This window comes from Pirellulales bacterium (assembly GCA_035546535.1).
Lineage (GTDB): Bacteria > Planctomycetota > Planctomycetia > Pirellulales > JACPPG01 > JACPPG01.
The window spans coordinates 1-9398 of sequence record DASZWQ010000081.1; the positions used below are offsets into that span (position 1 = coordinate 1).

The window sequence follows — 9398 nt, forward strand, 5'->3', positions numbered from 1 at the left end:
AGCATGCCTCTTAGTTCGTCAGCGCACCAGCCTCTGCCGCCAACGCATCCACGACAGCGCCAAGCTGTTGCCCGGTGGCCGAGATTGTGAACCGGCGCGACGCGTCGCCGGTTTCGGCAATCTCGACGTGCAGTCGTTCGCGCGGCAGGCAGGCGGCCACCCGCTCGGCCCATTCGATCAGCACCAAGGCTTCGGATTCGAAATACTCCTCGACGCCCAAAGAGAGGAATTCGTCTTCGTCGCGGATACGATAAGCGTCGATGTGTATAACGTCGCGCGTGCCGTGGTATTCCTGCACGAGCACGAACGTCGGACTCACCGCCGTACCAGGTTCGACGCCGACGGCCGCGGCCATCGCCTGGACCAACCGCGTCTTACCGGCTCCCAGCGGACCGTCCAAGGCCACCGTCGTGCCCGCGGGCAGCAATTGTGCGAGCGCTCGTCCCAGTGCCGCCGTCGCAGCCTCGTCGCGCGCATCGAAGACGAATTCTTTCATTGCAAACAGTCCTTCAATGCTCAAAACCACGGGGCGCGAGCGGCGCGCGCTTGCCTTGGGGATCGACCTGCCACAGGCCGGGCTCGGCCACGAATTCGCCGATGGCCGAAAGCGGCACTGCTAACGGCTGCTCGGCCAGCATCTGTCGCGCGGCGTCTGGCGGAACGGCTAACACCAACTCGAAATCCTCGCCGTCTCTTAAGGCATGCTCAACGGGCGAAACACCATCGCGGCGGCTCAATTCGCTGGCCGCTGGCGCGATGGGAATCCGATCCGGAAACAACACGGCGCCGCAACCGCTCTCGCGCGCCAGTCGAGACAGATCAAGCGACAGGCCGTCGCTGACGTCGATTCCCGCGTGCAATTCATAACGCTCGTGCAGGGCCATCGCCTCGGCGACGCGCGGCTCGAAATCGAATTGGCGCCCGAGGATACTTCCGCCGAACGCTCCGGTGACGAGGATTATATCTCCAGGCCGTGCGCCGCTGCGCCGCAAAGGCCCACGCCCCGTGGGCTCGCCGAAGATGGTGATGCTGATGACGAGGCCCTGGTCCCAGGTGTTGGTGTCGCCGCCGGCGAAGGCGACGTCGAACTTCTCGGCCAACGGCAGCATCCCCTCGGCCAGTTGCTGGGCCAACTGCAGCCCGCCCTCGCGCGGCAGTACGACGCTGACCACCGCCGCCAAAGGACGCGCCGCCATGGCGGCCATATCACTGAGGTTAACGGCCAGTGCCTTGCGCCCGATGCGCTGTGGTGCGACATCGGAGAGCCGAAAATCGACCCCTTCGGAAAGTGCGTCGACCGAGACCAGAATTTCGCTCCCCTGCGCCAGGCGGACCAGCGCGGCATCGTCGCCGATCCCGACACCCAATCGGCGATGGGCCGGCAACCGCTCGCGCAGCCAGGCGATGAATTCCGATTCCATGAGAGCGAGCGCGACGCAGCAGAAACCCGCAGCAACTCCTGCACCGCGCAGGAGCATGGAACCATTATCTGGTGGCCCCGGCAGGGAACCAAGTGGGGCCGAGGCCAAGACCCGGCCGTGGCAATATCCGATCGAGGGTCGCCGTAGACGCTGCGCTGAGGGAGATCCCTCGATTACGGACGATCGCGGCGCTGGGCGACGGTCAATTGACCGGACAGCGTCTCGTGGCCGCGCACGATGAAGAATTTGATAGGCTCGAGCTTCGCAAATTCCGGTCGGCCCAGCACGTAGGCGACGTGGTTCATGTTGGTCGTCTCCCATCGGTGCATGCCCACGAGCACGTCGCCTCGGCGAATTCCCTGCCGGGCTGCAGGGCTATCAGGCCGAACCGCTGTGACCGTCAAACCGCCCCGGTAACGCGTGCCCAGGCGATTGAATTGAGCTTGAGGCATGGGCGTGAGTTTCAGACCAACCAGCTCCCAAGTGGCGTCGGTTGCTTTGTGGCGGTCGGGGACGTTGGCCAGTATGAGCTTCAGCGACGTGGAGCGCTTCTCGTGCTGGACCGAGAGCTTGACGTCCTCGCCTGCCTGGTGGCCGAGCATGGCCCGTTCGAGATCGACGGCTCGCGCGACTTGCTGATCGTCGACGGCGGTGATCACGTCGCCCACTTTCAGCCCTGTGCTTGCCGCCGGGCTGTCTTCATCGATCTCGGTGACGAGCAGCCCGCCGTCCTGAGGCTTGCCTGTGATGCCGTGCCAGGTCTGGCCGATGCGGCGCGAGCTCAACAGATCGGCCGCGATCACGAGCACGCTATCGACGGGAATGGCGAAGCCGATCAACTGGGCGCCGGCTCGCACGGCCACGTTCACGCCGATCATATCGCCGTCGATATTCAAGAGCGGCCCGCCGGAGTTGCCCGGATTGATCGCTGCATCGGTCTGGATCAGATCGTCGTAGCCTTGCATGTCGCTGACTTGCACCGAGCGGTGCAAGGCGCTGATGATCCCTTGCGTAACGGTGTGCGAGTATCCGTAGGCGTTGCCCACGGCAATCACGGTCTCGCCTAGCATCAGGTCATCCGAGGTGCCAATGGGAATGACGGGCAGGGGATGTCCGGCGTCGACGTGAATGATAGCCAGGTCGGTGGCGACATCATACGAGATCAGCTTCGCCACGTACGTCGATTCGTCGGAGAGCGTGACGTTGATGCGGGGAACGTTGTCGACGACGTGATGGTTCGTGATAATGTAGCCCCGCGGATCGACGACAACGCCCGTACCCATGCCGTTGACGCGGCGCAAGTTCTCGGGCTGTCCCGCGTGAGCATCGTCGACGGGAACCGATTTTTCGCCGTGAATGTTGACGATCGCGCCCTTGGCCCGGTCGACGGCGGCCACGATGGGTGTGCGGCGCAGCTCGGCGGCGTGGGTCGAACAAAGGCAGCCGGCGAGCAGCGTGATGGCCAGGCCGGCCGATGCCCAGCGCACACCCGCACGGCTACGAGAGAGTCGATTCGGCATGGAAAGTCGATCGTGGGTCAGATGTCAGGGCGTGCGGGCCACTGGGGCGGGGCCGCGATACCGCGCGGGATGTCTCACTCGTGCGTTGGGCGCTTGCTCGCGGGCGCGAACGGGATCGCTTTCCCACAAGCTCACGGCTCACTGGTCGCTCGCGGGCGGTCGGCCCCTCGTGAAGGGGGATCCGCCAGGCTGGCCGCGGGCTCGGCGGCACAACCTATGGGAGCTAAATCGGAACGACCGCTAACATCGCTTCAGATGCGAGACCCGAGATCGGTACAAACTACCTAGTCGAGCAAACTCACGAAGTTCGCTCCGGGCGTGGCATCACCCAAAACCGTGACAGCGTACGGAGGCATCGCCGAGGTGCCGTCGGCGTTGGGCCCGCAAAGTTTGCGCGGACTCACAAGTCGCGGCGATCACCGGTGCAGTGGCTGGCCGTGCTGTCGCGCAGTGCTACTAGCATCGCGATTACTCGGTGCGCAAGCGGATCGACTGGGGCCCAACCCATTCGTCCGAGTCCTGGTCGAAACCATCGTAGCGCACCATGTGCAGACCATACCAGGCGCGCAGCACCCGAGCCGGATACCACTCGCCGTCGGTTTCCCATTTCACCTCGACCGCGTCTCCTTCAGCGAATTGCGCCGGATGGTACGGACGCACCCGTTCCGGCCCGACCCATTCGTCGGTCGCGTCGTCGGCATGAACGTAATGCACCTCGAGCTGGTCGCCGTCGGCGTCGATCGATTCGGCTCTGTACCAGCGGTCGTTGAATTCGACTTCGATCCGCAGCCCGACGCGCGGGGTCACTTCCCCATCGGTCGTTGCGATGCGTGTGCGGCGGGGAAATTCCTTGGTCGCGAGAAACATCGATTTCTGCCCTTCGACGAAGGCCAGCTCTAGTTCGCCGTAATGCGCCAACTCCTGCAGATTGACGGTGCCATTGCCGTCAAGGTCGACGCGCGGGTCACCATCCAGAGCCGCCAACAGGCAATCGCTGTACGTCCAATTACCCGTCGACGTGTTGTGGGCATACGACGAAGTGAAGACGGCGTAAGCGATGTCGGTTTCGCGGCGCGAACGGACCTCGTCGTACAAGGCGCCCGAGTGACAGCAATCGGCCAAGAGCAGCACGCGGTCGCCGCCGAAACGAGCTTCGATCGTGTCGATGATTTCGTGAACGCCCCAAGCGCTCGAATACGCGTCGCCCGCGTCATAATTGGCGAACCACGTTTTGTTCGAGTCTGGATCGCGGCTGCCGTGCCCACAGAAATAGAAGATGAGCAGGTCTCCCTCGTCGGTTTCGTCGAGGGTGCGCTTGAACGCTTCTTGAATGGCAGCCTTCGTTGCCTGGGCGTCCTGCAGGTACGTAATCTGGTCATCGGGCACCCCCGCTTCACGGAAGCGCGCGACGAGCTGCTCGTCGCGGCGGTCGACCATGCACGCGGGGAACGAGGCATAGATATCCTCGCGCTCCCACTGCAAGAGGCCCACGCAGAAGACGTGGGTCCGGTCGGGATTCCAATCGACTTCATCCTCGCCATCGTCCGCGCGAACGCGCGTGGCGCCATACGAGGTAGCGATCACTACCAGTACGAAACAGCAAATGGCACGACGCATGGCCCTGCTCTCGGCAAGAGATTCCTGGAATGAAAACCCTTCAGGAACTCTAGCACGCGTCTCGGGAGGGCCGACGAACCAGAAAGTCCGCCTGTAGCCAGGATCTGTGACCCCGAACTGCGCGGCGGAGATTCCACCTCACGGATCACAGAGGACGGCTACCGAAGACAGGACGATGCCAGCTTTGAATCACACGCCCGGCTGGTAGCGGCCGAAGACATCGGCCAGGGCGATCACGATCTCGCCCAGCGTGACGTGTTGCTCGGCCGCGTGCAGCAGCGCCGGCATGATGTTTTCGTTCGTCGCGGCGGTACGGCGGACACGGGCCAGGGCATCGTTCACTGCCGCGCTGTCGCGCGTGGCTTTGATCCCGGCCAGGTTCGCCTTTTGGCGGCGCTCGATCTCGTAGTCGATTTCGAGCGTGGGAATCGTCACGGCGTCGGGCTCGACAAAGGCGTTGACGCCGACGATCAGCTTACGGCTGGCGTCGACTTCACTCTGGAAGCGGAAGGCGCTATCGGCAATGCGGCGGCGGAAGTAACCACCTTCAATGGCGCGGATGACGCCCCCGGCTCGCGCGATCTCGGCAAAGATCGCTTCGGCCTCGGCCTCCATGCGATCAGTCATCGCTTCGACCTGGTAGCTACCACCCAAGGGATCGACGGAGTTCACCACGCCGGTCTCGAAGGCCAGGACCTGCTGGGTGCGCAGCGCGATCGTCACGGCCTCTTCCGTCGGTAGCGACAAGGTCTCATCGCGGCTGTTTGTGTGCAGCGACTGGCAGCCCCCGAGCACCGCGGCCAGCGCCTGGTATGCCACGCGGATGACGTTCACTTCCGGTTGTTGTGCCTGCAGGCTGACGCCGGACGTTTGCGCATGGAAACGCAAGATCCAGCTGCGCGGCTCGCGGGCGCCGTAGCGCTCGCGCAGATGCCTGGCCCAAATGCGGCGCGCAGCGCGGAACTTGGCGATCTCTTCGAAGAAATCGCTGTGCGAGTTGAAGAAGAACGACAGTCGCGGGGCGAAATCGTCGACCGCCAGGCCGCGCTCGATCCCCTGCTCGACGTAATGGAAGCCGTCGGCCAGCGTGAAAGCCAACTCTTCGGCCGCCGTGCTGCCCGCCTCGCGAATATGATAGCCGGAAATCGAAACCGGATTGAATTGTGGAACTTCGCGCGTGCAGAACTCGATGGTGTCGGTCACCAGCCGCACGCTCTCGCGCGGCGGGAAAACAAATTCGTTCTGAGCGTGGTACTCTTTGAGGATGTCGTTTTGCAGCGTGCCGCGCAAGCGTTTCCAATCGACTCCCTGTCGGCGCGCGGTGGCCAGGTAGAACGAGAGCACGATGCAAGCCGGCGCGTTGATGGTCATCGAGACCGACACGTCGCCCAGGTTGATGCCGGCGAACAGTCGCTCCATGTCGTCGAGCGTGTCGACCGCCACTCCGAGCCGGCCCACTTCACCCAGAGAATTGGGGTGATCGCTGTCGAGACCCATGAGCGTGGGCAGGTCAAACGCCGTGCTTAGCCCAGTTTGCCCTTTCTCCAACAGGAACTTAAAGCGGGCATTCGTCTCTTCCGGCGTACCGAAGCCGGCGAACTGCCGCATCGTCCACAGCCGGCCACGATACTGGTTAGCGTGGATACCGCGGGTGAATGGGTACTGTCCCGGGTAGCCGATGTCGCGCTCGTAGGCTTCCGAAGTATCCTCGGGCACGTACAGCGGATCGATCTGCTCGCCACTGATCGTGGTCAGGCTCGTGTCGCGTTCAGTGGCCGCGGAGAGCGCTTCTTGCCAGGCCTCGCGGGCCGTAAGCTTCGCGTCAATCGCCATGCGTCGTACGCCTGTGACGGGGAAGTGCGCGGGATGGGCGCCGGCCGAAACGAGGCCGATCGCACCTGTCTCAAGTTTACCCCAGGCGCCCAGCCGTCGAAAGACACGATTGAGCGTGGGCGCTCACGGCCATGACCGTTGTTCGCCCGCGGCAGGCCCGATATCATCGCACACAATGACTGACCCGGTGAAGTTGATCGAACGATTTAGCCAGCGCGATCGGCGCGCGCTAGCGGAGATTCTGACGCTGGCCGAGCTGGGCCAGGCGCCGCCGCGGCCTGCGCCAGTCGCTACGAAGCCTTGTCCGCGCGTTGTTGGGCTCACCGGCAGCGGCGGGGCGGGCAAAAGCACGCTCGTGGGCGCGCTGGTTGTACATTTGCGCAGTCTGGGGCTTTCGGTCGCCGTATTGGCCTGCGATCCGCAAAGCCCTGTTACTGGCGGCGCGCTTTTGGGCGACCGGATTCGCGTGCGCTTCGATCCGGCTGACGAAGGCGTCTATTTTCGCAGTCTCTCCACGCGCGGCGCCGCTGGCGGTATTTCGGCGGCCACGCGCGCTGCGCGCGATTGGCTGGCCGACTTCGGCTTCGATGTCATCTTGATCGAAACGGTCGGTGTGGGGCAGGATCAAATCGCGGCGCGTGCCGTTGTTGATACGCTCGTACTGCTGGTCACGCCTAATACCGGTGATGAAGTTCAATGGGAAAAGGCGGGCCTGATCGAAGTCGCCGACATGGTGGTTGTGAACAAGTCTGATCTTCCCGGGGCGGATCGCGTGGCCCATCAATTGCAGTCGGCGTTATCGTTGTCGCCGACGTCGAAGCGCGTGCCGGTTTTGAATGTCACTGCCGCGACGGGCCAAGGCGTGCCGGAACTGTGGCAGGCGATCGTGACGCAGCCGATATCAGCCGCGAAAAAATGATCCAGCGGAGTGCTTACTTGTGGGTGCCGAGTTTGGCGAAGTAGCGTGGGACGAATCGCTCATTGAGGATTGCCGGCAACTGGTGCGACTGGCGATTCGCGAAGATCTGGGCCGGCTCTACGACTGGACGACGGTGGCGCTGGTGCCCGAGGCGGCGCAGGCCAGGGCACTGGTGCGTTCGCGACAACGGGGCGTGGTTGCCGGTATTCCGGCCGCGCAGCTGGCCTTGGCCGAATACGATCCGCAGCTCGAGTGGCAGGCGCTCGTTTCCGATGGAGACACGATCGAAGCGGGCGCGACGATCGCGGCCATCAGTGGTTCGGCCCGCAACCTGCTCACGGCCGAACGCACGGCGCTGAACTTGCTTGGCCGGCTCTCAGGCATCGCGACGCTTACGAGTGCCTTTGTCGCAGCGGTAGCTGGAACGAAAGCCCGCGTCTACGACACTCGTAAAACCGAGCCTGGCTATCGCCTTCTCGACAAGTACGCCGTGCGCGCTGGCGGCGGCCACAGTTATCGGCGCGGATTGTACGACGGCATCTTGATTAAGGACAATCACCTCGCCTTCGGTGCCACGGGCGGAAACTATTCTCCCGCGGCCGCCATCGATCGGTGCCGCCAGGTGGTCGCCAGCCTGGCGCCTGGCGCGCACATCCCCATCGAAATCGAAGTCGATTCGCTCGCGCAGTTGGATGAAGTCTTGCCGCGCGAGCCGGATGTCGTGCTGTTGGACAACATGTCGCTCGACGAGCTTTCCGAGGCCGTTAAGCGCCGCAACCGCGTCGCCTCGGGCGTGCAGCTGGAAGCATCGGGTGGCGTTAGGCTGGGCACAATTGCGGCCATCGCGGCGACCGGCGTCGACAGGATCAGTGTCGGCGCCTTAACCCATTCGGCGCCGTGGCTGGACATCGGGCTCGATTGGTCTTAATCGCTTGCTTCAAGAGATCGGCGCAAGCGATCCGCCAATTGCCACGATTGATATGCACATTCCCAAGGCGACGATTTCGCGTTGTTGGCGCGCCTTGGACCGGCACGTTTGACAGGTCAAGGGGTCGACCTAAAGTTCCAATGAGCCCGTGCTCTGGGGAGGGCACTGGTCCGCGGCGCAGCGGGGATAGCTGGGAGCTTGAGGGGACCCTGCTGCGCCATTTTCGTTTTCTGCGGCGCAACTTTCGAGGCGCCTACGCGTGACACGCACAGAGAATGAATCTCTGGCCGTTGGTCCCTGGGCCAGCGCCCTCACTAAGCGGTAGGACCGAGCAGATTGCGGCGCGTACGGCGCTCGGCACGCAGGCGTGCGCGGCGGCGCGTTTCGCTGGGCTTCTCGTAGTATTCTTTGCGGCGCATTTCTTTCTTGATGCCGCTGCGCTCGACTAATTTGCGAAAGCGGCGTACCGCTTCTTGAATGCTTTCGCGATCGCGTACGTTCAGCTTGACCACACATCCTCCTTTAATTTGGAATCGACGCAAATCTCCCAACGCCTTCGGCCGACACAACCGCGATGCCCTGCCGAGCCCCACGGAACACCGCGGGGCGAACCGGTAAGTGTATCTGATGGAGCAGGTTGCTGTAAATGTGATTTGACAGTTTCTTTCGGTGGCCGCTGGGCGGACGACATGGCCTCCCGGAGCTGCCTCTCCGCAGGCGAGTATCGCCGTCAATGATCGGCCAAAGCCCCAATATTCTCCAGGCTGGAAACTCTTCCGGGCCGGACGCGGAGGATGTGGGTCGATAAATGCTCAGGGCACGCCGATGCTCTCTCTCGGAGTTACCAACGCCCTGAGGAGCCTCCGACCGTGTCGACCGACGAGCAGGAACCAGCCACGGACTCGATTCGCGAGATTGAATCGCGCCAGGACGAAGTCCTGGACGCCCTGGCATTGCTCGAGGAGCGACTGGCGGCGCTTTTGGCCGAGTGTGCGTCCGACCTGCCGGCCCTGAAAAAGGCCGCCTAGCAGCCTGTTGAAAAAAGCCCTCGTGGCTTTTTTCAACCTCGCCAAGTGCGAAGCAAAGCTTCGCACGGCTCGCAAAATAACGACTTACGTCGATATTTTGCCATCGCATCCCTGCGATGTCGCAGCCCGTTG

General features: G+C 63.3%; 9 protein-coding genes. 3 read left to right on the forward strand and 6 right to left on the reverse strand.

Going from position 1 to position 9398, the window contains the following annotated elements; all coding sequences use genetic code 11:
• Window positions 1-10: 10 nt before the first annotated feature.
• The 5 genes from tsaE to VHD36_10565 all read right to left on the reverse strand — a co-directional run bounded on the left by tsaE (window position 11) and on the right by VHD36_10565 (window position 6391).
• A complete protein-coding gene (gene tsaE, locus VHD36_10545) occupies window positions 11-496 on the reverse strand; it encodes a tRNA (adenosine(37)-N6)-threonylcarbamoyltransferase complex ATPase subunit type 1 TsaE (protein ID HVU87750.1) in 486 nt (161 codons plus the stop codon).
• Between the two features lie 13 nt (window positions 497-509).
• On the reverse strand, window positions 510-1421 hold the full coding sequence (locus tag VHD36_10550) for a thiamine-phosphate kinase (protein HVU87751.1): 912 nt from the start codon (window positions 1419-1421) through the stop codon (window positions 510-512).
• Window positions 1422-1594: 173 nt separating this feature from the next.
• Window positions 1595-2941, reverse strand: coding sequence for a trypsin-like peptidase domain-containing protein (locus VHD36_10555; protein ID HVU87752.1), 1347 nt, complete (start codon window positions 2939-2941; stop codon window positions 1595-1597).
• A 468-nt stretch (window positions 2942-3409) separates the two neighbouring features.
• Window positions 3410-4558 (reverse strand): agenet domain-containing protein, encoded by a 1149-nt coding sequence (locus tag VHD36_10560; protein ID HVU87753.1) that lies wholly within the window; start codon window positions 4556-4558, stop codon window positions 3410-3412.
• Window positions 4559-4747: 189 nt separating this feature from the next.
• A complete protein-coding gene (locus VHD36_10565; protein HVU87754.1) occupies window positions 4748-6391 on the reverse strand; it encodes a methylmalonyl-CoA mutase family protein in 1644 nt (547 codons plus the stop codon).
• A gap of 175 nt (window positions 6392-6566) precedes the next feature.
• Here VHD36_10565 and VHD36_10570 point away from each other — a divergent pair, with 175 nt between their 5' ends.
• The gene (locus VHD36_10570) at window positions 6567-7310 is read left to right on the forward strand and encodes a GTP-binding protein (GenBank protein HVU87755.1); all 744 of its coding nucleotides are present in this window, start codon (window positions 6567-6569) and stop codon (window positions 7308-7310) included.
• Window positions 7311-7329: 19 nt separating this feature from the next.
• Window positions 7330-8238: a carboxylating nicotinate-nucleotide diphosphorylase gene (nadC, locus tag VHD36_10575; GenBank protein HVU87756.1), complete on the forward strand. Its 909-nt coding sequence runs from the start codon at window positions 7330-7332 to the stop codon at window positions 8236-8238.
• Window positions 8239-8552: 314 nt separating this feature from the next.
• On the opposite strand, the gene rpsU is transcribed toward nadC, so the two are convergent.
• Window positions 8553-8750, reverse strand: a complete 198-nt coding sequence (gene rpsU, locus VHD36_10580) for a 30S ribosomal protein S21 (protein HVU87757.1) — start codon at window positions 8748-8750, stop codon at window positions 8553-8555.
• A gap of 357 nt (window positions 8751-9107) precedes the next feature.
• Between rpsU and VHD36_10585 the strand changes: the two genes are divergently transcribed.
• Window positions 9108-9266: a hypothetical protein gene (locus tag VHD36_10585; protein ID HVU87758.1), complete on the forward strand. Its 159-nt coding sequence runs from the start codon at window positions 9108-9110 to the stop codon at window positions 9264-9266.
• Window positions 9267-9398 lie beyond the last annotated feature (132 nt).